Below are 25,982 nucleotides of genomic sequence, written 5' to 3'. Positions count from 1 at the left end.
TGCGAGATGGCGGTGACGGTGACGGTGGAGTCGGATACGGGCGCGGCCCGGGTGCTGGTGGTGTGGTGCCCGGACTGGCCGGTCGTGGCCACGGCGCCGGAGGCCGCCGGTACGGACCGCGCGGTGGCGGTGCTGGAGTCGGGACGGGTGCTGGCCTGTTCGGACGAGGCCCGCGCCGCAGGCGTACGCCGAGGGCAGCGCCTGCGGCTGGCCCAGCGACTCTGCCCGGAACTGGAACTCCGGGAGCGCGACCCGGAGGCCGAGACCCGGCTGTTCGAACCGGTGATCGCCGCGGTGGAGGCGTTCACGCCCCGGGTGGAGGTACTGCGCCCAGGGATGTGCGCCATCCCTGTCAAGGGCCCCGGCCGCTACTTCGGAGGCGAGGAGGCGCTGGCCGCCCAGGTGCATGCGGCGGTGGCCGAGGCCCTCGGGCGAGGCGCACCGCAACCCGCCTCGGCCGGCCCGGCCGACGTATCCCCGCCGTCGCCGGCCAGGGGCCGGGTTGACGAGGGGGCGGTAGCGGGTGTCGGGGGCGGGCGGTTGGCGCAGGTGCGGCCGCTTCCTGTGCACGCGGGGGAGGGGCGGTCGGAGGAGGACCGAGCTGCTTGCGCGGTCACGCCACTGCACGGTGCAGGGTCCCGCGCCCCGGACAGTGCATGGTCACCGCCTGCGGAAAGACCGGCCGGACCGGTCCCGGCGGTCCCGGCAACGTCGGCAACCTCTGCGGCCTCGGCAAGCCCTGTGGCCTCGTTGCCGGGGGAGCCGTCGAAGGTCGGGCCGCGTTGCCGGGTCGGCGTGGCCGACGGGTTGTTCGCGGCGGTGCTCGCGGCCCGCGCCGGGGTGCTCGTACCGGAGGGGCGTACGGGGGAGTTCCTCGCTCCCTACCCGGTGGCCGCGCTCGGCGACGAGCCGTTGGCCGAGCTGCTGGTCAGACTCGGCGTGCACACCGTGGGCGACTTTGCCGCGCTCTCCGGACGGGCGGTCGCCGATCGGTTCGGCCCGACCGGGACCGCCGCGCTCCGCCGTGCCCGGGGCTTGCAGTCACGTCCGCTGGTCCCTCGCTCCGAGGGCCTCGACCTGACGGTGGAACACCGCTTCGACCCGCCGGAACCGCTCGCCGAACCGCTGATCTTCGTCGCCCGTACGCTCGCCGAACAGCTGCACGTCCGGCTCGCCTCGGCCGGTCTGACCTGCCAGCGGGTCGCCGTCGAGGTGAGCTGCGCCGACGGCCGCACGGCCTCCCGCCTCTGGCGGCACGAGGGCGGGCTCGGGGCCTCCGCGCTTGCCGAACGCGCCCGCTGGCAGCTCCAGGCCTGGCAGTCCGCCGGCGCCTTCGCCACTGCCCCGTCGGGTGACCCTGACGACCCCTCCTCCACCGGCACCGCCGGATTCACCGCGCTGCGCCTGGCCCCGGACGACCTGGTGCCCGACCAGGGGCGGCAGTTGGCGCTCTGGGGCCAGGCCGTGGCCGAGGACCGGGTCGAACGCGCCGTGGCCCGGGTGCAGGCCGTGCTCGGGCATGCCGGGCTGCGCAGGATCGAGCCTGCGGGAGGCCGTGGCCCGGCCGAGCAACTGGCGCGCGTTCCTTGGGGGGAGGCGTACGAGGCACCCGTGCCCGCTCCCTGGCCGGGCCGGTTGCAGGATCCGGCACCCAGCGTGGTGCCCCGCAGCCCGCTCCCGGTCGCCGTCCTGGATTCCGGTGGGCTGCCCGTCACCGTCAGCGGACGGGCCGAGGTGTCCGCCCCACCGGCCCGACTCGCCCTGGACGGAGGGCTGTTCGAGATCACCGGCTGGACCGGCCCCTGGCCCGCCGTCGAGTACTGGTGGGATCCGGAGCGCCGCCGCCGCCGGGCCCGCTTCCAGATCACGGTGGCCGACGACCGGGCCCTAGTACTCACCGTCGAGGGCGGCCGCTGGTCGGTGGAGGCCGCCTATGCCTGACGAGAGCACCGCCCGAGGGGCACCCCGGTAGAGCACCGGTACCACCCACCCCGCACCACCCTGACGGAGCACGACCGCGATGGGATTCACCAGCCACCCCTCTCTCCCCTGGAGCGAGTTGCGCCGCCGGATGGCCGGCCGACCGGGCGAGGCCGACCGGCCCGTGGGCGAGGTCGTACCGTTGCGCCGCAGTCCGTCCCCGCGTACGCCGCCCCCGCCCCCACCCGGCATCGCCGTCCCGTGGGCGGAGCTGCACACCCACTCGGCATTCAGCTTCCTCGACGGCGCGAGCGACCCCGAGGTCCTGGCCGAGGAGGCCGTCCGGCTCGGTATCGAGACCGTCGGACTCACCGACCACGACGGCCTGTACGGGGTGGTCCGATTTGCCGATTCTGCAAAGGAGTTGGGACTGCGGACCGTCTTCGGTGCCGAGCTCACACTGAGCTCCGAGCAGCATCTGCTGGTCCTGGCCCGCAACCCGGCGGGCTACCGCCGTCTGTCCGCCGAGATCAGCGCGGCCCAGATGGCGGGCGGCGCCAAGAACCGCCCGGCGTACGACTTCGCGCGGCTCACCGCTGCGCACCACGGGCAGTGGGCGGTGCTCACCGGCTGCCGCAAGGGCAGCGTTCCGGCTGCTCTGGCCACCGGTGGACCCGAGGCAGCCGAACGCGAACTCCTGTTCCTCGTCGAGGCGTTCGGCCGGGAGAACGTCTTCGTCGAACTGATCGACCAGCGCCTGCCCGGCGACGACCTGCGCAACGACCGCCTGGCTGCCCTCGCGGCCGGGCTCGGTCTGGCTGCGGTCGCCTCCAACAACGTGCACCACGCCACCCCGGCCGAGGCCCGGCTGGCCCAGGGGCTTGCCGCGCTGCACGAACGCCGCACTGTCGAGCAGTCGGCGGGCTGGACCATGGCCGCAGGGACGGCCCATCTGCGGTCCGGCCGTGAGATGGCCGCGCGGCTGGCCCGCTACCCGGGAGTCCAGCAGGCCACCGTGGACCTGGCCCGGGCCTGCGCCTTCGACTTCGGCGGGCTGGATCCCCGACTCCCCGGCTTCCCCGTACCCGAGGGCCACAGCGAGATCAGCCATCTGCGGGCCCTGGTCGCCGAAGCCGGACCGGTCCGCTTCGGTGCGGACAACGAACCCGCCCTGCGCCAGCTCGCCCGCGAACTCGACGTCATCGAACAGCTGCACCTGGCCGGGTACTTCCTCATCGTCCACGACATCGTCGACTTCTGCCGGGAACAGGACATCTGGTGCCAGGGCCGGGGATCCGCCGCCAACTCCGCCGTCTGCTACGCCCTGGGCATCACCGCCGTGGACCCGATCAGCTACCGGCTGCTCTTCGAGCGCTTCCTCAGCGTCGAACGCGACGGCCCGCCCGACATCGACCTCGACATCGAGAACCGCCGCCGCGAGGAGGTCATCCAGTACGTCTACCGCCGCTACGGGCGCGAGCACGCCGCCCAGGTCGCCAACGTCATCACCTACCGGCCCCGGCTGGCGCTGCGCGACGCCGCCCGGGTGCTCGGCTACCCGAGCGGCCAGGTCGAGGCATTCACCCGGCAGGCCGACTTCCGCAGCCCGCCCGGTGCGGATGCGGTGATCCCCGCCGACGTGCTCGACCTCGGGCGTCAACTCCACGGACTGCCGAGGCATCTGGGCATCCACTCGGGCGGCATGGTGCTCACCGGGGAACCGATCGGCGAGATCTGCCCCACCGAGTGGGCCCGGATGCCGGGACGTTCCGTGCTGCAGTGGGACAAGGACTCCATCGCCGGAGCCGGGCTGGTCAAGATCGACCTGCTCGGTCTCGGCATGCTCTCGGCCCTGCACGACGCCTGCGACCTGATCGCCGAGCACCATGGCATCCGCCTCGGTCTGGCCGACATCCCGGCGGACGACGCGGACGTCTACGCGATGCTCTGCCGGGCCGACACGGTCGGGGTCTTCCAGGTCGAGTCGCGAGCCCAGATGGCCACCCTGCCGAGGCTGAAGCCGCGCGAGTTCTACGACCTGGTGGTCGAGGTCGCACTGATCCGTCCCGGACCGATCCAGGGCGGGTCCGTGCACCCGTATCTGCGCCGCCGTGCCGGGGCCGAACCGGCGCACTGCCCGCACCCGCTGATGGAGAACGCCCTGAGCAAGACCCTCGGGGTGCCGCTGTTCCAGGAGCAGATGATGCAACTGGCCGTCGACTGCGCCGGGTTCAGCCCGGCCGAGGCCGACCGGCTGCGGCAGGCGATGGGCGCCAAGCGGTCCCATCGGCGCGTCACCGAGCTGCGTCAGCGCCTGCTGGACGGGATGGCCGAGCGCGGTATCCCCACCGACGTCGCCGAGGACGTCTACACCAAGATCGAGGCGTTCTCCAACTACGGCTTTCCGGAGAGCCATGCGATCAGTTTCGCCTACCTGGTGTATGCCAGCTCCTGGCTCAAGCACCACTACCCGGCCGCCTTCACCTGTGCTCTGCTGGCCAACCAGCCCATGGGCTTCTACTCGCCGCTGAGCCTGGTTGCCGACGTACGGCGACACGGCGTCCAGGTCCGTGGTGTGGACGTCAACGCCAGCGGCCCCGGGCCGACCCTGGAGCCCTCGGGCCGCAGCCGTGCTCCGCGAAACGGCAGCCGTATCCCGCAGCCCGCGATCCGGCTCGGCCTCACCACCGTCCGAGGGCTCGGCGCCTCGCAGGCCGAGGCGATCGCCGCCGGGCAGCCGTACCCGGATCTGGAGGACTTCGCCCGCCGCACTGCCCTGCCCGCCCCCGTCCTGGAGGCACTGGCCACGGCCGGGGCCTTCGGCTGCTTCGGGCTGACCAGGCGTCAGGCACTCTGGTCGGCCGGGGTGTACGCGGCCGTCTCGCCGGACACCCTGCCGGGAACGGCCCCCGGTGCGGACGCGCCACCGCTGCCCGCCATGACCCCGGTCGAGGAGACCATCGCCGACCTCTGGGCCACCGGGACCTCGGCCACCAGCCACCCGATGCAGCACCTGCGCCCGGCTCTGCGGCGGGGCGGCGCCCTCCCGGCCTCCGCCCTTCCCGGGGTCGAGCCCGGCACCGCCGTCCTGGTGGGCGGCCTGGTGACACACCGTCAACGGCCGCCCACGGCGGGCGGTGTCCTCTTCCTCAGCCTGGAGGACGAGACCGGTCTGATCAACGTCATCTGCAGCCGCCCGGTCTGGGAGCCCAGCCGCCGCACCGCCCTCGACCGCGCCGGTCTCCTTGTCCACGGCCGTATCGAACGCGACCACGGCGCCACCAATCTGGTCGCCACCCGCCTGACCGCTCTCCGTATCGGGGTCTGACGCCGGACATCGGCGCCGCCCGGCGGTCGGATTGCTCAGCGGTCGGGCTGCTCAGCGGCCGGCGTCGTCGGCGAGTGCAGGCCGCCCAGCTGTTCTCCGGTCAGTTCGTTCAGCAGACGGTAGTACTCCGCCGTGGATTCCCGGCTCACTCCGCCGAGCAGGCCGATGGTCTTCATCGGTCGACCCTCGCATGCCCGGCGATCCGGTGGTGGAGCGGCCGAGCCGGCGGACTCCGGCCGCCCCGGTTTCGCATTACCACTCGGAGCTGGTCGATGAGGCCCCCGCGAGGAGCGGGGTCACGCGGTCATTTCCGGACTCCCTTCAGCGGGGCGACTTGTGCGAGGCCTGGCGGTACGCGTGGCGATGGGTGTCCTTGCCCGCGGTGAGCTGGCGTACCAGCTGGTGCAGGGAGACGACCGCGGTGATCGGGGGGAGCCCTGCGACGATCACGTTGGGAACCGTCTGCGAGACGTCGGCGATGCAGAGTCCCGTCGCGACGCTGGAGAACAGGACCACCACCACCCAGGAGTGCAGGGGCCGGCGTCCGTCCAGGGCGGCGCGCAGCACCGACAGGCAGCCCACGATCCACGGCCCGTAGACGATGAGCGGCCACAGCTGGGACAGCCCGTGCGGTGCCCGGGACAGGGCCAGGTCCTGGAGCGGGTCGTAGGAGAGCGTCCAGCCCAGCAGGCACATGGCGGTGACTGTCACGGCGGTGAGCACCCCGAACAGGGAACTGATGACCTGCGACCACGTCACCACGGGCGGATGTGCCCGCCGTCGATGACGAGGAACCTGCGGAACGGTGGAGTTGGCAGTGAGCGGTGCGAACTCGTCGGCAGGAACCCGGGGATGGGGAATGAAGACGCCTTCGGGATCCCAGGTGCCCAATGCCTCGACGGTCGGGAACGAAGGCCATGCGCTGCCGGGCGTGGCACTCCCGTCGTACCAGCCGTTCTGTTCGTAGGGCGCAGCCCGCGGGTGATCCTCCGGGGGGCAGTACACCGTAGCCCCGTACGGGGGGAAGAACTCGCCTATCGGGTCATACATGACGGTACCCTCCATACCTTGGCCAACCGGCCGTTTTGCCGACTTCCGGAGCTCGCCCGGCGGAAGTCACACACCGGCCATTACGGGGTCGGCGCCGCAACGCGCGGCGAAGTCCTCCTCGAGCTGACGGATCGTCCGCAAGAAGTCGGCCAGAAGACGGGAGCAGTGCTGCAGGACGACCCGCTCGCCGTTGCACGACAGGTAGCCGACCCGCACGTCGCCCGCGAAATTCCTCCGGTCAGGGACGAAGAGCCACTTTCCGAGACTCGTCACCGGATCCTGTGGCAGGGGCGGTGAAGAAATCTGCTGACGCATTGAACTCATGCCCCATCAACGAACGGCGTCCGGTCGGGGATGTACGGCAGACGGGCGTCCTTCCATATTCAGCATCTCCGATGCTCATCCAAATTACCCGGAGCGGTGTGCGGATATTTCTCGATTCGATCTCCATAGCCCGGCTGCCTGGAGATTCTTCCGTGAATCTCCGCCGGAGGTGCTCGTTGAAATTTCCCAGGGGTGGCGCGACCCTCTGGTGTAGTGATCGTCAGGGGGTGAAGCGCTGCGGTCCGGGATTGCAGGCCGGTATATATTAATTTCTGGCGATGCTCTCCGAGACTCCCCAGTGGCGCGGGGGTGGCGCAATCCCTTCCGAGGGAGCAGTGCTCACTGAAATTCCCCAGAGTGCGCGGGGGTGGGCGGGTGCTTTCTTCTATTCGATCTCTCCGTCATCGTGTAACGTTTGCCGCCGCGTGGGGTTCGTCGGCAATTAAGAGCCCGCATGTGGACGGAGTCAGGGTTGTGAGGGGCAACGGATGCTCACCAAGGAGGAATACACGGATGTGTGGGAACTGCGTCGTCAGGGGTGGTCCATCTCGGCGATCGCCCGGCACCTGGGGCGTGACCGCAAGACGGTGAGGTCCTACCTCGGCGGGGATCGGATCGCGGGGGTCCGCAGTCCCGTCCAGGACGGGTTCTCGCGGTTTCTGCCGTACTGCCGGCAACGCCTGGCGGACGATCCGCACCTGGCGGCGTCCGTGCTGTTCGACGAGGTCGTCGAGCTGGGCTATCCGGGTGGCTACTCGACCTTCACCCGCGCCCTGCGCAAGCGCGAGGTCAGGCCGCCCTGCGGGCTCTGCCACCCCAACAGGAGCACCGCCTCCCCGCGCCGGACGGACGAGGAAGTCCGGTTCGAGTGGCTGGAGCTTCCCGATCCGCCCGCGAAGTGGGACTGCGGGAGCCATGCCCGCCTGCTGCTGGGCTCGCTGTCACGCTCGGGCCGCTGGCGCGGAGTGCTGGCCGAGAGCGAGGAGCTCCCCGAACTCGTCGAAGCCATGGACCAGGTGATGAGGCGTCTGGGCGGCACCGCCGGACGCTGGCGGTTCGACCGGACACCGGCCGTCTGCTGCCCGACCACCGGCAGGGTGACGCAGGCATTCGCGGAGGTGGCCAAGTACTACGGCGTCGGGGTCGATATCCGCCCGCCCGTTCGATCCGGCCGAGAAGGCGTGGCGGACGAGGCCAAGCACCGTGCCCTCCGGCGCTGGTGGCGCGTGATGCCGAAGGAGATCGGCCTCTGGGCCGCGCAGGAGAGCCTCGACCGGCTCGCCTGCCGGATGGACGGTCCCCGTGGACCGGTCGCCGCGGAGGCACTGATGGACCTGCCGGACTTGCCTTTCCCGGCCCGGATCAGTGCCAGCCGCACCGTCACTTCCGAGGGACGGGTGTCCTTCCGCGGCAACTTCTACATGGTCCCGTCCGACCTGTCGGGCGCCGTGGTGCAGGTCTGTCGGCGCCTTGGCGAACCGTTCCTGTCGATCGCCGCCGGGAGCGGAGCGGTCATTGCCCGCCACGCGCTGGCGTCGCAGGGGGCGGGGCTGACGCTGGCCGGTCGAGGCGACGCCATCGTCCTGGAGCGCCCTGCCCGCACGGTCCGCAGCGACGCTCGGCCCTGCCCGCGCGGCAGAGGCCCTCGTCCACTGTCCCGGGAGGCGTTGGCCGAGGCCGAGGCCTTGCGCGGGCGCGTTCCGACGCAGGGGCGTGGCGAATCGCAGGGATGAACCGAACCGAGCCACCCGGCTCTCGCCGCCGGCATCGAGCGGGGTGGGCAGGAGCGGGCTCGATCCGCCTCGACGGACATCGGAGATCCGGGCTCACCCCCGCCTCTCCGATCTCCGTCACGGTGGGCACGGGCAAGTACGTCGCCCGGGTGGGCGGTTCCCGCCAAGAGCCTCGCGCCCCTGGACAGTGCAACCGACTCCGGTGAGTGCCTACCCGCGGGCCCCTATTGCCGGTCGGTCTGACTCGACTCCCTCGAAGGCCGTCCCCCTCCGGGAGGACCGGCGAAGGCCTGGGCGATCGGCAGCCAGGCCGACGCCGTTGCGCCCTCGGCGCGCAGCGCAAGGTCGTCCCGGTGCCGCCGCTGGGTCACCAGCAGGCAGAAGTCCAGTGCGGGCCCGCTCACCCGGTCCGCCGCGTCCTGTGGTCCCCACGTCCAGAGCTCGCCGGCAGGAGCGGTCAGCTCCACCCGCACGGGCTGCTCCGGCGACGGCGACGGAAGTCCGTGCAGCGCGAACGCGAACCCCATGGTCCGCACACCGAGATGGGCCACCTGCCGCAGTCGGGCCGTCGGCTTGCGGTCGACGCCGAGTGCGTCCGCGACGTCCTGCCCGTGTGCCCAGGTCTCCATCAGCCGGGCGGTGGCCATGGTGGCCGGTTTCATCGGCGGACCGAACCACGGCAGCCGGAGCCCCGCAGCCTCGGCCGTGCGCAGGGCGGCGAGCAACTCGTCCCGCCCGGTGCGCCAGCGGGCCAGCAGTGCGACGGGCTCCTCGCCGACGCCCTCCGCCGCACCCGCCTCGACGGGATCCGCGCCGGAGGTGAACTCCCGTTCGGCGGCGGCCTGGAAGCCCTCCGGGTCGCGAGCTGCCAGCAGTGACCAGCGGTCCGTCCAGGCGAGGTGGGAGAGCTGGTGTGCGATGGTCCACCCGGCGGCCGGCGTGGGAGTGGTGAGGCCGTCCAGGTCCAGCCCGGCGACCAGGTCGTCCAGGTCGGTGCTCTCGGCCCGTAGGTCGTCGAGAAGTGCGGTCAGATCTGCCATCGTGGGCCTTCCGTCGAGGGCGTCGGTGGGGCGGGCAACATCGGTGGTTCCTGGCGCCGGCCCGGAGGCGACGGCTCTGCCGGTCCGGCCCGCAGGGCCTGGGCCCTGCGGCTCCGGGGACGGTGGCGCGGTTGCCCTGGCGGGCCCTGCGGTGTCCGCAGCGTAACGGCCCCGGCGGGCCCTGCGGAACGGGTCCGGTCGGAACGCTCCCGGACGCGGGGCGATCATGTGAGAATCGCTCGGTGACGAGGGCAGTACCGACCCGTGAACCGGGTGGTGACAGCGGCGCACGGCTCGGTATCGACGCACGGGCCGCAGAGCTGGTGCGGTCCGCCGTCCTGAGCGACCTGGCCCGCCGGGTGGTCGCCGACTGCGGGGCCGATGTCGGCCTTGTCGGTGTCCCGGACCGGCCGGAGCGTCCGGGGCGGATGGTGCTGCGGTACTGGGCGGGGACCCGTGCCGACCTGTTGCACGACCTGGAGGTCCCGTCGGGCACCGGACTCGGCGGCCGGGCGCTCGCCGAGCGCTCGCCCACCTGGGTGTCCGACTACCGTGCAGCGACGACCATTTCCCACCACTACGACGCTGCCGTCGACGCCGAGGACCTGTACGCGATGCTGACCGTCCCGTTGCTCCACCAGGGCGCGGTGTACGGGGTGGTGTACGCCTCGCTGCGCGCGGTGGTGTCCTTCGGTGATGTGCGGATCCGCAAGGTGACCGACTTGGTGGCCACCGCGACCAGGGCGATCGCGGGTGCCGCTGCCTGGTCGGTGGCCGGCGGCGCCAACTGGGCGGTCCCCGCGCCGGGTTCTTCGAGCCGGCTGACGCCCCGGGAGCACGAGGTGCTCCGCTGGGCGGCGACCGGCCGGACCAATCCGGAGATCGCCTCCCAGCTCGGCCTCACCCGCAACACCGTCACCGGCTACCTGAAGAGCGCCATGCGCAAGCTCGGTGTCCGCAACCGGGTGGAACTGACCCTGGTCGCACTGGAGTTCGGTCTGATCGACTGAAAGCCGTCGCCCGTCGCCCGCCACCCACCGCTCAGTTGACCTTGCGGACCTTTCCCTCCCAGTAGGGTGCGCGCAGCCGGAACTTCTGCAGCTTGCCGGTGGTGGTCCGGGGCAGTTCGTCCCGGAACTCCACCGAGGTCGGCGACTTGTACCCGGCCAGTCGCTGCTTGCAGTGTGCGATCAGCTCGGCCTCGTCGGTGCTGTGGCCCTCCTTGAGCACCACCAGCGCCTTGACCGTCTCGCCCCACCTGGTGTCCGGCACGCCGATCACCGCGACCTCGGAGACCGCCGGGTGGCGGTAGAGGCAGTCCTCCACCTCGATCGAGGAGACGTTCTCGCCACCGGAGATGATGACGTCCTTCTTCCGGTCGGAGATGGCGAGGTAGCCGTCGGTGAGGGCGCCGCCGTCACCGGTGTGGAACCAGCCGTCCTTCAACGCCGCTGAAGTCTCCTCGGGCTGCTGCCAGTAGCCTTCGAGCACCACGTTGGAGCGGACCAGTACTTCACCCTGCTCGTCCACCTTCAGCTGCGAGCCCAGGGCGGGAGCACCTGCCTGCACCAGCTTCTCGGCCCGCTCGCCCGAGGGGAGCTCGTCCCACTCGGCACGGCTGCGGTTGACGGTGACGACGGGAGAGGTCTCGGTCAGGCCGTAGATCTGCATGAACTCCCAGCCCAGCTCGTCCTCGAAGCGCTGCACGAGGGAGGTGGGCGGGGGTGCGCCAGCGATGACCATGCGTACCCGGTCCCGCCCGGGGATGGGGCCGTCCCAGTCGGCGGCGGCCTCGAGGACCATGGCGGCGACGGCGGGTGCGCCGCACAGGAAGGTGACCCCGTGCTGCTCGACCCGGCGCAGGATCTCGGTTCCGTCCACCTTCCGCAGTACCACGTGCCGAGCGCCGAGGCCGGTCAGCCCGAAGGGCATGCCCCAGCCGTTCGCGTGGAACATCGGCAGCGTGTGCAGGTACACGTCCCGGTCGCCGGCGCCGAAGTGCAGGGCCATCAGCACCGCGTTGAGCCACAGGTTGCGGTGGGTGAGCTGAACGCCCTTGGGGCGGGCGGTGGTTCCGCTGGTGTAGTTGATGGTGGCGGTCTGCGACTCGGAGATCCGGTACCGGACGGGTTCGTTGGCGAAGTCGTACAGCAACTCGTCGCTCTCGGCACCGAGTACGAAGCGGTGCTTGACCGGAACCCCGGCGAGCGCCTCGTCCAGCTCCGGATCCACCAGCAGGACGGACGCGCCGCTCTGCTCGACGATGTACGCCACCTCCTCCGCCCTCAGGCGGAAGTTGACCGGCACGAGTACCCGGCCGTGGCCGCTCACCCCGTACAACGAGGTCATCAGCCGGGCCGAGTTGTGCGAGACGACGGCGACCCGCTCGCCGGGGCCGACACCGAGCCGGTCCAGGCCCGCCGCCTGGGCGCGGGCCAGTTCGGCCATCCGGCGATACGTCACCTCGCCCCAGGAGGCGGCAGGTTGAACCGGCTCGTCGATCAGGCCGACGCGGTCTCCGTAGACCAGCTCGGCCCGGTCGAGGAAGTCCATCACGGTGAGTGGAGTCTGCATGCCGCCACTGTGCCGGGCCCGGTGCGCTCCCGCATACCCCCGATCGGGGGTGCTACCTGATCGGGCGAGCGATGGTGATATCGGCGGACAGGGCGAGACCGCCCTGCTTCCGCAGGTGGCTGCGGTCTCGGCCGGCGTCGGCCGACGGCGAGCATCCGGGCGCCCGGGGTCGAACGCGGGTTTGATCCGCGCTCGCTCGGCCCTACCGGTGGATCTCGTCGTCCGGCAGGGTGGTTTGGGTGCGTCAGGATTCTCGGCCGCGCCGGGCGGTGCCGAAGATCGTGGCGTCCCGTCACCAACTCGGTCACGTACCAATTTCTGAGGACTCATGCGCATTTCGATCGCCAGGATCACCGCTGCTGCGGCCATTGCCGGCATCGCCCTCGTCGGCGGCGTCGGTGTGGCCTCGGCCCAGGACGCGGGGACGCATCCGAACGGTGCCCTCGCCGTCGGCGGTGACGCGACCGCCAGCGGTACCGGCGGCATCGCTTTCGCGGTCGGCGGCGACGCCACCGCCGGCTGACCGCAGGAATCGGAGGTTCGGCCAAGGGCCGACCGGGTGCTCAACGGGCTTACCCGGTCGGCCCTTGGCCGTGGGTGAGATCTTGCGCCGTTGCCGTTGCCGTTGCCGTTGCCGTTGCCGTTGCCGTTGCCGTTGCCGTTGCCGTTGCCGTTGCCGTTGCCGTTGCCGGTGGTCGGCGGGTGGCAGGTGGCGGGTGGCGGGTGGAAGCCGCTCAGCCCAGTTGGATGGAGCGCTTGGCGAGGCCCATCCAGAAGCCGTCGATCACGCTGCGCTGCGAGCCGAGCTCGGCCCCGGGAACATCTCCACCAGCGGTACGTAGGCGCCGTGGTCGAGGTCCCGGTCGGGAATGTCCTGCACGGGGGTGCCGGGGGCGCGCAGCAGTTTGCGCACGCTCTTGGCGAGCTCCGGCGCACCTGGCGCGGCGTACTGGACCCGGTAGTAGTGCTCCGGGAAGCCCCAGAAGTCGTGGACGAGCGGCACGGTGGTGGTGGCGCCGATGGCCAGTGGTGCCTCCTCCCAGTGCGCGGAGATCATCAGGATCGCCGCGGGCCTGGGCAGGTCGGCCGACCAGGCCGCCAGCTCGCCGCGCCAGATCGGGTCGTCGGCCAGCGGCGGTGCGCCGTGGGAGAGATGGAGGGCGGGCATGCGCTCGGCGGCGGCAGTGCTCATGGTCGACTTCCTCGCCTCGACTGCCGATCGGGGCCGGCAGTGGAATTGGTAGTTCAAATTTGAACCTGCGTCTTCGACCGTACACCTTCGTTCGAATTTGAACGACAGAGTAGGATGTCCCCATGGACGAACCCCGTTGGCTGGACGAGCGCGAGATGGCCGCGTGGCGGGGCTTCGTCGCCGCCAGCAACCTGGTCGCACGGCGCCTGGAGCATCAGCTCAAGGAGAACGCCGGGCTCTCCCACACGCAGTACGAGATCCTGGTGCAGCTCTCCGCCGCGCCCGACGGCTCGCTGCGGATGACTGACCTCGCCGACCGGCTGGTCACCTCCAAGAGTGGTCTGACCTACCAGGTCACCCAGATGGAGAAGGCCGGAATGGTCCGCCGCCGCTCCTGCCCCAGTGATGTGCGCGGGGTCTTCGCCGAACTGACGGACGAGGGCTGGCGGGTGCTCCGGGCGGCCGCGCCCGGGCATGTCGCCACCGTCCGCGAGGTGCTGATCGACCTCCTCACTCCGGAGCAGCTCACCGTTCTGGGCGAGGGCCTCGGGGAGGTCAGCGAGCGCCTGCGCGCGGCCGAGCGCGGTGCGGCGGGTCGCTGAGCAGCAGCCGTACCGGGGTGCGGGGTTCCGGTCAGCGGGGCGAGGGGGCGCAGAGCAGGGCCGCCCGCAGGTCGATGCGGTCCTCCAGCCGGGCCAGGCTGCGCCCCGTGAGCTCCTCGATCCGGCGGATTCGGTAGTGCACGGTGTTCACATGAATGTGAAGGGCTTCGGCGGTCCGCGCCCATGAGCCGTCGTGCTCCAGGAAAGTGCTCAGCGTGCCGAGCAGCGAGACGGTGTTCTCGCGGTCGTGCTCGGTCACCGGGGCCAGCAGTCTTCGATGGAACGCGGCGGTGACCTCGGTCGGGATGCCCTTCAACAGCGCTGCCAGTGAACCGAGTTCACCGCTGCTGCCGACCCCTGCGGTCCGGCTCCCCGCCGCCCGGACGCTGTCGGTGCCGCTCACGCCGGTGTCCAGCGCGTACGCGGCCTGTACCAGTGCCCCGCGCAGCAGTTCGGCGGTCGGCGCCGTGGACGGCCCGACCCCGGCCCGGAGCGACCGGCGGCCGGTCAGCCTGCCCTGAAGCGCGGGCCAGGCGTCGCGCAGCACGGCCGTCACCGTCGTGGCGGGTGCGGCGACCAGGCCGACGGCTCCGCCGCGCCCGTCGGTCCCGGCGGAGAACGGTGCGCCGGCTCGGTGCAGCGCCTCGGCCAGCGCGGACACCGCCCAGGCGGCGGCCCGTGGTTCCGCCGCGTCGCCGGCCAGCCGGACGGTGACCGGCACGAGCGGAGCACCAGGCGGCAGGCCGCAGCTGGAGAGGGTGTCGAGGAGCTCGGGCTCCGGACCGTCCTGGGTCAGCAACTCGACTGCCCTGGCGGCCGACTGGCGCTGCGCGGCGGCAGTGGCCCGCGCTCGGGCCGCGAGCGGCCCGAGCAGCTCGGCGAGCCCCGGCAGCAGCCCGGCCGCCCATGGCTCGGGAACGGTGTGCGGCAGTAGCAGCCAGCCGTCGAACGGCGAATCGCCCTGCGGCCCGACCGGCACGGACCCGCGTCCGCCCCGCCCCGCCGGGGTGCGCTGCGCCGACGGAAGGCCGGCCGAGGCGCCGGTCGCCGTATCGCCGGCCGCCTTGTCGCCCGCCGCCGTCGAGGAGGCGATGACGCGCCCGCTCGCGGTGACCACCGAGCAGTCCGGCAGCCCGAGCCGGGCCACCGCGCACGCCAGCACCTCGTCCAGCCGGGTCTCGGTGTGCAGCAGGCCGAGCAGTTCGCGCCGCGCGGCCTCCGGGAGCGCGGCGACGCCGTGCGAGCGCGTCTGGAGGTCGCCCCAGAGTCGCAGGTAGACCCGGTCGGTGACGGCGCGGAAGCTGGTGCCGGGCGGTACCGAGAGCAGTGGGATGCCGTGGGTGCGGCAGGCTTCGACCAGGCTCTCGGGCACGGTCCCGTGGGTGCCCTCGCCGGCCAGCAGGGCGGCCACCCTGGCGCTGCGCAGCGAGGTGGTGAAGCGCAGCGCGGCCGTCGTCTGGTCGGGCCGCCACCAGACCAGGCCGCTGAGCACCAGTTCGCCGGGCTGGAGGTACCGGGCCGGGTCCTGGAGGTCGGTGGAGGTCACTCCGGTGACCTGGCGGCCCAGCAGGTCGGGTGTTCCCCAGGCCAGCCCGATGTGCAGGTCGTCCAGCTCCAGCAGGTCCCCGACGATCATTCCTCGCTCCTTGTGCTCCGCGCCGATCCTGCATCTCGCTTCAGCGAGGGCAAGGTGCGCACGGGCATCGTAAATGCAAGAGGAAGGTGCGTGATCCCCTCTTGTTGGATCAACCACAGGAGACCACCCCGCCCGGTGTCCGACACCAGTCGTCCGCCCAGTTGCGCGGTCGCTTCAATTGGTCAGCAAGCCTATGAAGGCGGTGCGGGGAGACCCGGTCGGTGAGCCGAGCGCAGAGCGAGCCGAGCGCGCAGCGAGCCGAGTGGCGGAGGGAGAGAGACGGATCTCAACACGGTGGCCGAGTCCGGCCCGGCCCGCTTCGGCGAGCCCTGGCGGCGCGGCGACGCCTGGCTGGGCGGCGGCACGTACCTGTTCTCCGGGCCGCAGACGCACCTGCGGCGACTGCGCACTGGAGGCGGAGGCCGTCCCGGGGAACGGAGCCGCCGGGGACCGGAGCGGATCAGGCGGCGGCCAGGGAGACCTCGGTCGCCTTGATCAGGGCGACGACCGGTGAACCGGCCTTGAGGTCGAGTTCGGTGGCGGCGTCGGCCGTGATCGCGGCGGTCAGTTCGCTGCCGCCGACGGCGACCTTGACCCCGGCCATCGCGCCGCCCCTGGTGACCTCGGAGACGGTACCGGGGAGCTGGTTGCGGATGCTCAGCCCGGCGACAGGGCCGGTGGCCAGGGCGACTTCGGTGGCCTTCACCAGGGCGCGGACCTCGCTGCCCGTGTGCAGGCCGAGCTCCTGGAGGGCATCCAGGGTGACGGCGGCGGTGAGCTCCTGACCACCCGCCAGGCCGACTTTGACACTGGCCATGACCTCGCCCCTGGCGATGGCGGTGACCGTACCGGGGAGTTGGTTGCGAATGCTCAGGCTCATGAGATGACCTCTGTTTCATATCGTGGGACTGTTGGTCCCGGGGCAGACCCCCGTTACAGGTACCGGCACCTGCGATCTCAGGGCAGCATCGCCGCCCGGACGCAGAGCACGTCCGGCAGATGCGAGGTGAGCAGCGACCAGCTGTCGCCGTCGTCCGCACTGCCGTAGACCTCGCCGTTGCGGTTGCCGAAGTACACCCCGGCCGGTTCGCCGTCGTCGGTGCAGAGGGCGTCGCGCAGTACCACGCCGTAGTGGTCCTCCTCCGGCAGGCCGTGGGAGAGCGGCTGCCAGGTGGCGCCCGCGTCCTGGGTGCGGAAGACGCGGCAGCGGCGGGCGACCGGGAGCCGCGCGTAGTCCGCGTCGAGGGGGAAGAGGTACGCGGTGCCGGATTGCCGGGGGTGGGCGGCGACGCTGAAGCCGAAGGTGGCGGGGAGGCCGCCGCCGACGTCCTGCCAGTGTGCGCCGTCGTCGTCGCTGCGGTAGACCCCGCCGTGGTTCTGCAGATAGAGGCGGTTGCGGTCGACCGGATCGACGGCGACCTTGTGGACGCACTGACCGAACTCGGGGTATTCGTCCGGCAGGAAGGAGGCCCGGATGCCGGTGTTGGAGGGGTTCCAGTGCTGCCCGCCGTCCGCCGTGCGGTAGACGCCGCCGGCGGAGACCGCGACCGTCACCGAGCGCGCGTCACGAGGGTCGGTGATGATCGTGTGCAGCCCCTGGCCGCCGAACCCGGCTGCCCAGTCCTTGCGTTGCGGGTGTGCCCAGAGCGCCTCGTCCAGTGTGAAGCTCTCGCCGCCGTCGTCCGAGCGGAACAGGGCGGCGGGTTGTGTCCCCGCGTACACCACGCCGGGGGCTTCCGCGCCCGCGGGCTGCAGCTGCCAGACCCGCTCCAGCGAAGTCCCGGTGTGCTCGGGAAAGCAAACGGCGGGGCGCGACGGCTCCCGCCAGTTGGCCCCCAGGTCGTCGGACCACCAGACGGACGGCCCCCAGTGACTGCTGTCGGCCCCGGCCAGCAGCCGCACCCGCCCGTCGCGCCGGTCGATCCCGATCGAGTAGATCGCGTTCATCTGGAAGTGCGGTCCGGTGAACTCCCACGTCGCCCGGTCGGGGCTGCGCCCCAGGAAGAGGCCCTTCTGCGTGCCGACGGCCAACAGTGTCTCGCTCATGACGTACCACCCGGGCGGTGAGGTGCGGCCCCCGCCCGCCAGTCTGCTCTCGACCGCCAGAGGTTGCACGCCACCGTGCCGAGTGTTTCCGCAACCGGAAGACCTCGTTCTGCTCAGGGGGCGCGGGGAGGCATCCGCTGCACTCGGCTACGGGACGGTGCAGACCACATAGACGTACAGGCTCTCCGTCTCGCTGCCGGTGTTCGTGCCTCCGACTTGCCAGCCGCGGAAGCCACCGTTTCGGAATGCGGGGGAAGGAGGTGCTCAGAGCGAAGGCAAGGGTTGGTCCTTCGCCGGTGGACGCGAAGCCGCCTCCCCCGGTAGCCACCTCGTTGTCCGCGCAGAACGCCGTGGCGAAGCCGCCCTGCCCTGTCGCGATGGTGCGGGGGCTTCTGCATTCCCCACGCACCCGCGGCCCTCCTTCGCAGCCCTCCGTGCGGCTCAGGCAGAATCGCTTCCCTCCCCCGAAGAGGAGGTACCGCCGTAGCCGTAGCCGACAGCCCCGCCCGGCAATCCTCCGGACGGGGCATCGGCCCTACACGGCTCCGTCCGGCCGTTCGTCCCGGCAGCTTTCCAGCAGGCGCAGCCACACTTCGCTGATGGTCGGGAACGCGGGCACCGCGTGCCAGAGCCGGTCGATCGGCACCTCGCCGACCACCGCGACGGTCGCCGAGTGCAGCAGCTCCGCGACCGCAGGGCCGACGAAGGTCGCGCCGACGATCACGTTGCGGTCGAGGTCGAGCACGATCCTGGCCCGGCCCCGGTATCCGTCCGCATAGAGGGCGGCGCCGGAGACCTGGCCGAGGTCGTGGTCGATGGCCCGGACCCGCAGGCCCGCGCGCTCGGCCTGGTCGAAGGTGCGGCCGACGGCTGCCGCCTCCGGTTCGGTGAACACCACCTGCGGCGGCCCTGCGGTGTCGGCCGAGGCGGCGTACGGGCTCCAGCGCACGGCGTCGGGCTGTTCGCCCCGGGCGCGGGCGGCGATCGCGGCACCGGCGATCCTGGCCTGGTACTTTCCCTGGTGGGTGAGCAGATTGCGGTGGTTGACGTCGCCGACGGCGTACAGCCAACCGCCCTGCACCTCCGTGGCAAGGCAACTGTCGTCCACCGACAGCCAGTTGCCGGGGGAGAGGCCGATGGTCTCCAGACCGATGTCGTCGGTGCGGGGCGCCCTGCCGGTGGCATACAGGACCTGATCGGCGGTCAGCTCCCCGTCGTTGCCCAGGGTGAGCGTCACCGGTCCGTGGTGGTGCAGCGCAGTGACCTCGGTGTGGAACCGTACGTCCACCCCGGCCGCCGCCAGTCCTTCGGCGACCAGCTCGCCGGCGAAGGACTCCATCCGCTCCAGCAGTCGCCCGCCGCGCACCAGGAGGGTGACCTCCGAGCCCAGCGAGCGCCAGGCGGCTGCCATCTCGACGGCGACCACTCCGCCGCCGACCACCGCCAGCCGGGGCGGCACGATCGCGGAGCTGGTGGCGTCGCGGCTGGTCCACGGGTGGGCCTCGGCCAGGCCCGGCACGTGCGGCAGGGCGGGGCGGCTGCCGGTGCACACCACGACGGCGTGACGGGCGGTCAACAAGCGCTCGCCGTCGACCAGTACGGCGCGTTCACCGGCCAGCCGGCCGTGTCCGCGCACCAGCTCGACCCCGACCGAGCGGAGCCACTCCACCTGGCCGTCGTCGTGCCAGTGCGAGGTGAACTCGTCGCGGTGCGCCAGCACGGCGGCCGTGTCCAGGCTGCCGTTGACGGCCTGCTTGGCGCCGGGCAGCGCCCGGGCGTGGGCCAGCGCGGAGCCCGGCCGCAGCAGCGCCTTGCTCGGGATGCAGGCCCAGTACGAGCACTCGCCGCCGACCAACTGGCTCTCGACGATGACGGTGCTCAGCCCGGCGGCGGGGGGGGGGGGGGGGGGGGGGGGGGGGGCCCCCCCCCCCCCCGCCCCCGCCGAGGACCACCACGTCGTACTGCTCGGGTTGAGGGGTCATCTCTCTCGCTCTCGCTATGCGCTGCGGCTGTGCGCTGCCAGGTCCTGTTGCGCAGACGGTGGCCATGCGCTGTCCGGGGGCCGGGCTCCGTCCGATCGGCTGCCCGTGCGAGCAAGCGTGCACCTCCGTGGCAGAGGATCGGTCGCATGCGCGGTTGGTCAAGCAGAGCCCAGCACCCCCGGGATGCCGCATGGCTGACGGCATGCCGGACGGGACGGGACCATCCTGCGACGGTCCCGCCCCGCCCGGTAGATGTGCACTCGGCGTGTCGCAGGGCGAGAGCGACGGCGGGGGCGAGTGACGCGGTCAGAGCACGGCGGGTGCCAGCTCGTCGGTGCCCGTGTGCTCGGGGGCGGGCCCGCGCATCAGGCGCTGCGGCCGGCGGGCGATCAGGTAGCCGACGCCGATCACGGTGACCGGGCCGACGCCGAGCAGGGCGGCCCACACCTGGTGCCAGGGCGCACCGGGCGGGGCGAGGATGGTGCGCGGCCAGCAGATGTTGACCACCTCCAAGCCGGTCCAGAGCACCGCCAGTGCGTTCAGTGGGGTGCCCCAGCGGCCGAAGGAGACCTGCCCGGCCGGGCGCCAGCCGCCGCGCAGCCGGGCGATCAGGGAGGCCAGGGTGAGCAGGAAGGTGGCAGCGCTGCCGAAGGTGATCAGGCTGCCGATCGCGGTGCTCTTCAGCCCGAGCGGGAGTGCGGCGCAGCTGACCAGGGTGGCGGCGACGAGGCCGCCGATCGGGGCCTTGTGCTTGTTGATCTTCCGGACCTGCGGGGAGATCGGGAAGACGCCGTCCCTGGCGAGCGAGTAGAGGCCGCGTGCCGCACCGCCCCGGGAGGCCATCAGGCAGGCGGTGAAGCCGACCGGCACGACCACCACGAACGGCTTGGCGGACCAGTCGCCGAACCCGGAGGTGACGGCGGTGGTGACCGGGTCGAGGTCCTGCCCGGAGACCACGGCGGCCGGACCGGTGGCGCTCACGCACCCGGACATGCCGCCTGCACGGCCCCGTACTTGCCTCGGTTGCTGCCTACGCGTGAGGCTTCCCGTCCACCTGCTGCCGCTTCAGCCCGGCGCGGACCTCGTCCATGTCCAGCGCCCGGGCCTTGCCGATCAAGTCCTCCAGCACGGGCTCCGGCAGCGCCCCTGCCTGTGAGAACACCAGCACCCCGTCGCGGATGATCGCGAGGGTGGGAATCGAGCGGATCTCGAACGCGGCCGCCAGCTCCTGCTGCGCCTCGGTGTCCACCTTGGCGAAGACCAAGTCCGAGTGGCGCTGGGACGCCTTCTCGTAGACCGGCGCGAACTGCCGGCAGGGCCCGCACCAGCTCGCCCAGAAGTCGATGAAGACGAAGCCCTTGCCATCCGGACCCTGGACGACCTCGTCAAAGTTGTCCGTGGTCAGCTCGACGGTGCTCATATCGGACTACCTGCCCTTCCGGTTCAGTCGGTGGCCGTACGACCCGCACCAACCAAGCGCTGCCGCCCGCTATTCCAGTGGAACCGGGCGCCCGGGCAGCGCTGGGCCGGTCGGCACGTATTCGAACTCCGGGGGGCGCCCCCGGGTCCGAACCTGCCTCCCGGTCGGGCTGCCCATGTGTCTCGTGGTCCGTACGGGCGAATTCGGTGACCCATCCGGTCTCCGGGCCGGGGAGGATGGGTGCAGGAAGATCACCCGGCGCCCTAGGTTGTGGCTCGGCCGGGCGAGACGCCGTGCCCGGTTGCGCGCGCCGTCGAACCTTCCCCGCCCCGCAGTCCTGGAGGGCCGCTGTGTCCGGACCCGTCGCTCCCCCTCGCCGACGGCGCACCGTCCCGATCGCGGCCGCCGCTTCTCCGGGAGAAGCCGTACCGACCGGCCGTCCGTCCAGAAACTGTCTTATACACAAGCAAGTTGATGATTCGTCAGGAACGTACGGTACCTACACCGCTGTTGGCCCGGACGGCGGGGAATGAGCGGGCGGGCGCCCGGCGCACCGGAGGCCGACGGCCACCCGGGCAAGGCCCCGCGGATCGACCCGTACTTCTCGCCGTGCCGCGCCGAGAAGGCCAAGACGCTGTTGGGAGAGGGACGTTGATGGTGCTGATCCGGGCTCTGGTGTGGGCGGCGAATGCCTGTGCGGCACTCTGGGTGGCGCCGCTCGGGGCCGTCCTGCGGGCCGGACGAGCGCTGCTGAGGATGGGTCGGTGACGGCGGCCGCGCAGGAGAACGGCGGCCGGATCGAGGACCCGGCCGCCGCGCACATCCTTTGGACCGGTCAGCCGCCGTTCGCGAGCCGGCACAGCGTACGGCCGCAGCGGCGGGCGTAGTACAGCTGCAGGCGGGGGATGACCGGCCCCGCCAGGCGGGTGTACCAGCGGCCCGGGCGGCTGAAGGCGGTCACGGTGAACCAGACCGCCTTCCGGCTGTCCATCTCGACCACGAAGGACTCCTCGCCGCACTCGGGATGCCCACCCAGGGTGCCGTACGCGAAACCGATCCGGTCCGGCTCGTAGCTGCTCCAGACCACCTCGCAGGGTGCGGCGATCCGCAGTGGGCCGATGCCGATGGCGCACTCGACCCCGACCCCGGGCTCGGCCCGGTCCGCCGTGGACCGCACCTTGACCCCGGCGGCCCGGTGCATCCGCCAGGTGGTGACCGCCGCCCCCGCCGCCTCCAGGACGTCCCGGCCGTGGCCGAGCAGGACCCGGTGGTGGAGGTGGTGGTAACCGGCGGGGAGGGCGCGGCCGGGAACGGTGGTGAGCCCCACCTCGGGGTAGTTGAGCGTGCTGGTCACGGGTGGAGCTCCTCGAGTCGGCGCCAGGCGAGCAGTGAGCAGAGCGCGAAGCCGAGCGCGTTGCCGAGGCCGTGGGTGGCGGCCATCCAGGTCAGTGTGGGGTGTGGGAATCCGGCGGCCCGACCGAGGGCCCACCAGAGGGCGAGCAGCATGGTGGCGGCCAGGACGGTGGAGGAGACGGCGAACAGTCCGCCGGTGAGCCGGTCCCGGGTCAGGGTGCGCAACTCCCGCCAGGTGAGCAGGCCGACGAGCCACATTCCGGTGGTCAGCACGAGTGCGCCGAGGAGCTGGGTCCAGTTGCCGATGAAGTATCCGGCGAGGACGAGCAGGGTGCCGACCGGGACGCTGAGCGCTGCCGCACGGGCGGCGGGCCGGTCGGGTGCGGCGCGGCAGACCAGGGCGGCGATCAGCGCGGCGGTGAACCCGGCGAAGTGGAAGTGCGGCACGGTGAGCGCCAGGATCTTGAGGTCGAAGCCGAACAGCCGGTGCCCCGAGCGTTCGGCGACCAGGGCGATGCCCGCCACCGAGGGGGCCACGAGCGCGGTCAGCACGGCGATCTCGGCGGGACCTGTGAGGCAGGACCTGGCGCGGCGCAGGCGCAGCGGGGCCAGTGCGGCGAGTACCAGGGTGGCGCAGGCGTACGCGGTGGCCAGGGCGGTGGCGAGGGCACCGCGCGGCAGCCAGAGCGAGAGTGCGCCGGGTACGGCGGCGAGCGGCCAGAGCCGGGCCGCCGATGCGGTGCCGGGCCCGCCGATCAGTGTGAGCCCGATCGGTATCACGGCGAACATACCGAGCATGACGATGAGGTCGACAAGTGCGGTCACGGCCCCCACCCTTCACTTGAACGCGTTCAAAACGGTGTCGCAGCAGACTCTACGCCAAAACTGAACGCGTTCAACAAGGCCCCCTGGTGGCCGGGGGAAGGGTGAGCGCACACTGAGGACGAGGAGGGCCACACCCACTCGGCGCCCGTCCTTCGCTCCTGCCCCCACCCCTGGCCGCCGAGATCACGGTGTGGACACCGTCATGTCCCGAATACCGCTGATCTGCCCACGCTGCGGTCACCTTCAGCGCGTCGTCCCCTGCACCGAGGACCGCCCCGCCCGAGTGGTCCACGCCGAGACCGGCCAGGAGGCCTGTGAGCCCGACGACCGCTCCGACAGCGGCCCGCCGCCCCGGGGCTCCGGTTCGTGCTGAGGCTTGCGGGCAGGTGGCGAGTGCCTGCCGCCCGGCGCACGCTGGAAGCGGAACCCCTGGAGGTGGCGATCATGATGCACACGCTCGTCGGTTGGCACATCGAGCTGGAATTCCAGGAAGAGGGGGACCGCACCAAGGCGGTCGCCATGGTCCGGCTCCCGGACGGCATGGAGGTCCGTTCCCACGGCTACAGCACCCGGCACCACGCCGACGCGCCGCAGCCGAGGGTCGGTGAGGAGGTCGCCGGAGCCCGGGCACTCAACGACCTTGCGATGCAGCTGCTGACCAAGGCGCACGACGAACTCAAGTGACACCCTCGTCCGGCACCCTCCTCGCCCCGAACGCGCGACCGGACCGGTTGCTTCACTGAGGCTTGCCGATCCGGTCGAGTGGTGTGTCCGGATCGGCAAGGGCGTCCGGATCGACCGGGCGGCCCGAGCGGACGAGGTCGCGGATCGGGTCGGTCACGTCCCAGATGTTGACGTTCATCCCGGCCAGCACCCGGTTGCCGGAGAGCCAGAAGGCGATGAACTCCCGCCCCGGCACATCGCCGCGGAACACCACCCGGTCGTAGCCGCCGGGCTCGACATAGCCGCTGTACTCCATACCGAGCTCGTACTGGTCGGTGAAGAAGTACGGCACCCGCTCGTGCACGGCCTCCTCGCCGAGCATCGACCGCGCCGCCGTCCTCGGCTGGTGGAGGGCGTTGGCCCAGTGCTCGACCCGGATATGCCTGCCGTACAGCGGATGGAAGGCGTTGACCACGTCACCGGCCGCGAAGACATCGGGGTGCGAGCTCTGCAGATGCTGGTCGGTGAGCACGCCGTTGTCCACCGTCAGCCCGGCTGCGGTGGCGAGTCGGGTGTTCGGCGCGACGCCGACGCCGACGATCACTGCATCCGCCTCGATCAGCGTGCCGTCGCCCAGCCGGACGCCGTGCCCGGTGATCTCGGTGACCTGGACGCCGAAGCGCAGGTCCACACCGTGGTCGCGGTGCAGCTCGGCGAAGACCCGCGCCGCCTCCCGTCCCAGTACGTGCAGCAGTGGCAGCTCCGCCACCTCCAGCACCGTCACCTCGGCGCCGGCCTCACGTGCGGCGGAGGCCGTCTCGAGGCCGATCCACCCGGCGCCGATCACGGCTATCCGCACACCGGGCCGGAGCAGAGCCCGGATCCGGTCGCTGTCCTCGATGCGGCGCAGGTAGTACACGCTCTCGGCGTCCGCGCCCGGCACCGGCAGTCGGCGCGGGCTCGCGCCGGTGGTCAGCAGCAGCCTGCCGAAGCCGAGGCTGCTGCCGTCGGCGAGGGTCACGCGGTGCGCGGCCGGGTCGATGGCGGTGACGACGGTGCTTAGGCGTAGGTCGATGGAGTGCTCCTCGTACCACTCGGGGGAGTGGACGTAGATCTTCTCCCGCGCCGTCTTGCCCATCAGATAGCCCTTGGAGAGCGGCGGGCGCTCGTACGGGCGCTCGTGCTCGTCGCCGATCAGGACGAGCGGACCGTCGAAACCCTCCTCGCGCAGGGTTTCGGCAGCCTTGGCACCGGCCAGACTCGCTCCCACGATCACGTATGCGCTGTCCATCCCCAGCTCCTCACGTTCGCCCGCCCGCGGACCCCCATCACACCTTCTTCTCCGCGCGGCCGAGGGGCCAATCGTGATTGTCCGGGGTGGCTTTCCGGGCGGGTCCCGGGCGTGCGAACGGGTGATGTCGAGGGGCGGCCGCGATCGCGGGGCCGGACGTGCGGGCGAGGCCGGGAGGGCGCGGCGGCTACTCGGCGCGGGGCGCCGCGAGCGGCAGCCGGATCGTGAACGTCGTGCCGAAGGTGGTGTCGGAGGCGCTGTCGGCCAGGTTCCGCAGCAGGCGGTGCAGCGCGAGACGTCGGCCGCGGACCAGGACGGGCCCGGGTGCGTCCAGCTCCACCGACCTGTTCCGGCGGCAGCGGGACGACATGGCTGTGGGCCCCGACCAGCCGCTCAGGAACACGGCCACCGTCGAGGCCGGCTCAAGGTCACCGCCGGCAACTTCACCGTGGGTTCCCGGGGTTGGCTCAGGGACCAGAGCGGGCGGGACTGCGCCGACTGGCGTCCGAAGGAGTACTGGCGACCCGGAACCACCGCCACCCTCGACGCCGACCTCGACGGCATCCACACCGGCGACGGCCGCTACCTGGTCCGCTCCTACGCCACCTCCTTCACCATCGGCCGCAGCCGGACAGCCAGGGTCGACCTCGACGCCTACACGCTCACCCTCGTGCGTGACGGCGAGGTGGTGAGGTGGTGAGGCAACTCCCGGTCGGCGGTGGCGATTCCAGGAACGAGACGTGGAATGACACACCAGCCACGGGTGCCTCGGGATGAAGACCGCGGACTCCACCTGGTTCTACGGGCAGGCCCGGATCGGTGACGTCTTCGAGGTCACCGGCGGCGGGGAGACGCTCGCGCCCGGCAACGGTTTCGGCGACCGGAACCGCTCCTGGTCCGACCGGCAGCGCAGGTCCGCCCTGAGCTGACCGCGCCCGTGACAGGTTCGGGCGCGCGTCCAGGTGCGCCGCGAGGCGGATCGCGCCGCAGCCCGGCGCTGCGC

At 71.8% G+C, this 25,982-nt stretch carries 23 protein-coding genes and 4 pseudogenes; 11 read left to right on the top strand and 16 right to left on the bottom strand.

Features of this window, described 5'->3' with window-relative positions:
* Positions 1-6 precede the first annotated feature (6 nt).
* A complete protein-coding gene (locus P3T39_RS03695; RefSeq protein WP_280695832.1) occupies positions 7-1,941 on the top strand; it encodes a DNA polymerase Y family protein in 1,935 nt (644 codons plus the stop codon).
* Positions 1,942-2,020: 79 nt separating this feature from the next.
* On the top strand, positions 2,021-5,248 hold the full coding sequence (locus P3T39_RS03690) for an error-prone DNA polymerase (protein ID WP_280695831.1): 3,228 nt from the start codon (positions 2,021-2,023) through the stop codon (positions 5,246-5,248).
* Positions 5,249-5,319: 71 nt separating this feature from the next.
* Here the strand turns inward: P3T39_RS03690 and P3T39_RS03685 are convergent.
* The 3 genes and pseudogenes from P3T39_RS03685 to P3T39_RS03675 form a co-directional block, all read right to left on the bottom strand.
* Positions 5,320-5,424: pseudogene (locus tag P3T39_RS03685) on the bottom strand (aspartate/glutamate racemase); the annotation flags it as partial.
* 145 nt (positions 5,425-5,569) lie between these two features.
* Entirely contained in the window at positions 5,570-6,298 is a 729-nt protein-coding gene (locus tag P3T39_RS03680; protein ID WP_280695830.1) for a DUF2637 domain-containing protein, read from the bottom strand.
* Between the two features lie 66 nt (positions 6,299-6,364).
* Complete coding sequence (locus P3T39_RS03675) at positions 6,365-6,613, bottom strand: hypothetical protein (RefSeq protein WP_280695829.1); 249 nt, start codon at positions 6,611-6,613, stop codon at positions 6,365-6,367.
* Between the two features lie 497 nt (positions 6,614-7,110).
* On the opposite strand from P3T39_RS03675, the gene P3T39_RS03670 reads away from it, so the two are divergent.
* Entirely contained in the window at positions 7,111-8,355 is a 1,245-nt protein-coding gene (locus P3T39_RS03670) for an IS21 family transposase (protein WP_280695828.1), read from the top strand.
* A 224-nt stretch (positions 8,356-8,579) separates the two neighbouring features.
* Here the strand turns inward: P3T39_RS03670 and P3T39_RS03665 are convergent, their stop codons facing one another.
* Entirely contained in the window at positions 8,580-9,395 is an 816-nt protein-coding gene (locus P3T39_RS03665; RefSeq protein ID WP_280695827.1) for a TIGR03084 family metal-binding protein, read from the bottom strand.
* Between the two features lie 242 nt (positions 9,396-9,637).
* On the opposite strand from P3T39_RS03665, the gene P3T39_RS03660 reads away from it, so the two are divergent.
* Positions 9,638-10,405 (top strand): LuxR C-terminal-related transcriptional regulator, encoded by a 768-nt coding sequence (locus tag P3T39_RS03660; RefSeq protein WP_280695826.1) that lies wholly within the window; start codon positions 9,638-9,640, stop codon positions 10,403-10,405.
* A gap of 31 nt (positions 10,406-10,436) precedes the next feature.
* Here P3T39_RS03660 and P3T39_RS03655 read toward each other — a convergent pair whose 3' ends face one another.
* Positions 10,437-11,969, bottom strand: a complete 1,533-nt coding sequence (locus tag P3T39_RS03655) for an AMP-binding protein (protein ID WP_280695825.1) — start codon at positions 11,967-11,969, stop codon at positions 10,437-10,439.
* A 328-nt stretch (positions 11,970-12,297) separates the two neighbouring features.
* On the opposite strand from P3T39_RS03655, the gene P3T39_RS03650 reads away from it, so the two are divergent.
* Complete coding sequence (locus P3T39_RS03650) at positions 12,298-12,492, top strand: hypothetical protein (protein ID WP_280695824.1); 195 nt, start codon at positions 12,298-12,300, stop codon at positions 12,490-12,492.
* A gap of 291 nt (positions 12,493-12,783) precedes the next feature.
* On the opposite strand, the pseudogene P3T39_RS03645 reads toward P3T39_RS03650, so the two are convergent.
* Positions 12,784-13,161 (bottom strand): annotated as a pseudogene (locus P3T39_RS03645) (class III extradiol ring-cleavage dioxygenase); the annotation flags it as partial.
* 122 nt (positions 13,162-13,283) lie between these two features.
* Between P3T39_RS03645 and P3T39_RS03640 the strand changes: the two are divergent.
* Positions 13,284-13,763 (top strand): MarR family transcriptional regulator, encoded by a 480-nt coding sequence (locus P3T39_RS03640; protein ID WP_280695823.1) that lies wholly within the window; start codon positions 13,284-13,286, stop codon positions 13,761-13,763.
* 31 nt (positions 13,764-13,794) lie between these two features.
* Here the strand turns inward: P3T39_RS03640 and P3T39_RS03635 are convergent, their stop codons facing one another.
* Positions 13,795-15,399: a PucR family transcriptional regulator gene (locus P3T39_RS03635; protein WP_280695822.1), complete on the bottom strand. Its 1,605-nt coding sequence runs from the start codon at positions 15,397-15,399 to the stop codon at positions 13,795-13,797.
* Positions 15,400-15,693: 294 nt separating this feature from the next.
* Between P3T39_RS03635 and P3T39_RS03630 the strand changes: the two are divergent.
* A pseudogene (locus tag P3T39_RS03630) lies at positions 15,694-15,804 on the top strand (FAD-binding molybdopterin dehydrogenase); the annotation flags it as partial.
* Between the two features lie 55 nt (positions 15,805-15,859).
* On the opposite strand, the gene P3T39_RS03625 reads toward P3T39_RS03630, so the two are convergent.
* The 5 genes and pseudogenes from P3T39_RS03625 to P3T39_RS03605 all read right to left on the bottom strand — a co-directional run bounded on the left by P3T39_RS03625 (position 15,860) and on the right by P3T39_RS03605 (position 20,847).
* Entirely contained in the window at positions 15,860-16,279 is a 420-nt protein-coding gene (locus P3T39_RS03625) for a TOBE domain-containing protein (protein WP_280695821.1), read from the bottom strand.
* Between the two features lie 77 nt (positions 16,280-16,356).
* On the bottom strand, positions 16,357-17,445 hold the full coding sequence (locus tag P3T39_RS03620) for an exo-alpha-sialidase (RefSeq protein WP_280695820.1): 1,089 nt from the start codon (positions 17,443-17,445) through the stop codon (positions 16,357-16,359).
* 535 nt (positions 17,446-17,980) lie between these two features.
* Positions 17,981-19,336: pseudogene (locus tag P3T39_RS03615) on the bottom strand (NAD(P)/FAD-dependent oxidoreductase); the annotation flags it as partial.
* A 397-nt stretch (positions 19,337-19,733) separates the two neighbouring features.
* Positions 19,734-20,408, bottom strand: a complete 675-nt coding sequence (locus tag P3T39_RS03610) for an amino acid permease (protein WP_280695818.1) — start codon at positions 20,406-20,408, stop codon at positions 19,734-19,736.
* Between the two features lie 49 nt (positions 20,409-20,457).
* Complete coding sequence (locus tag P3T39_RS03605) at positions 20,458-20,847, bottom strand: thioredoxin domain-containing protein (RefSeq protein WP_280695817.1); 390 nt, start codon at positions 20,845-20,847, stop codon at positions 20,458-20,460.
* A gap of 529 nt (positions 20,848-21,376) precedes the next feature.
* Here P3T39_RS03605 and P3T39_RS03600 point away from each other — a divergent pair.
* Entirely contained in the window at positions 21,377-21,502 is a 126-nt protein-coding gene (locus tag P3T39_RS03600; protein WP_280695816.1) for a hypothetical protein, read from the top strand.
* Positions 21,503-21,682: 180 nt separating this feature from the next.
* Here the strand turns inward: P3T39_RS03600 and P3T39_RS03595 are convergent, their stop codons facing one another.
* Together P3T39_RS03595 and P3T39_RS03590 are read right to left on the bottom strand one after the other, a co-directional pair.
* Entirely contained in the window at positions 21,683-22,201 is a 519-nt protein-coding gene (locus P3T39_RS03595; protein WP_280695815.1) for a DUF1990 domain-containing protein, read from the bottom strand.
* A complete protein-coding gene (locus tag P3T39_RS03590; protein ID WP_280695814.1) occupies positions 22,198-23,025 on the bottom strand; it encodes a YndJ family protein in 828 nt (275 codons plus the stop codon). Before P3T39_RS03590 ends, P3T39_RS03595 begins: the two co-directional genes overlap by 4 nt.
* 444 nt (positions 23,026-23,469) lie before the next feature.
* Between P3T39_RS03590 and P3T39_RS03585 the strand changes: the two genes are divergently transcribed.
* Positions 23,470-23,709 (top strand): DUF1876 domain-containing protein, encoded by a 240-nt coding sequence (locus tag P3T39_RS03585; RefSeq protein ID WP_280695813.1) that lies wholly within the window; start codon positions 23,470-23,472, stop codon positions 23,707-23,709.
* A 52-nt stretch (positions 23,710-23,761) separates the two neighbouring features.
* Here the strand turns inward: P3T39_RS03585 and P3T39_RS03580 are convergent, their stop codons facing one another.
* Entirely contained in the window at positions 23,762-24,979 is a 1,218-nt protein-coding gene (locus tag P3T39_RS03580) for an FAD-dependent oxidoreductase (RefSeq protein WP_280695811.1), read from the bottom strand.
* A 187-nt stretch (positions 24,980-25,166) separates the two neighbouring features.
* Positions 25,167-25,319, bottom strand: a complete 153-nt coding sequence (locus tag P3T39_RS03575) for a hypothetical protein (RefSeq protein ID WP_280696098.1) — start codon at positions 25,317-25,319, stop codon at positions 25,167-25,169.
* On the opposite strand from P3T39_RS03575, the gene P3T39_RS03570 reads away from it, so the two are divergent.
* A complete protein-coding gene (locus P3T39_RS03570; RefSeq protein WP_280695810.1) occupies positions 25,263-25,679 on the top strand; it encodes an Ig-like domain-containing protein in 417 nt (138 codons plus the stop codon). The genes P3T39_RS03575 and P3T39_RS03570 overlap by 57 nt on opposite strands.
* 73 nt (positions 25,680-25,752) lie before the next feature.
* A complete protein-coding gene (locus tag P3T39_RS03565) occupies positions 25,753-25,908 on the top strand; it encodes a hypothetical protein (RefSeq protein ID WP_280695809.1) in 156 nt (51 codons plus the stop codon).
* Positions 25,909-25,982: the final 74 nt, after the last annotated feature.

The organism is Kitasatospora sp. GP82, from assembly GCF_029892105.1.
Taxonomy (GTDB): domain Bacteria; phylum Actinomycetota; class Actinomycetes; order Streptomycetales; family Streptomycetaceae; genus Kitasatospora.
This window is presented reverse-complemented; position numbering and strand designations above follow the sequence as displayed.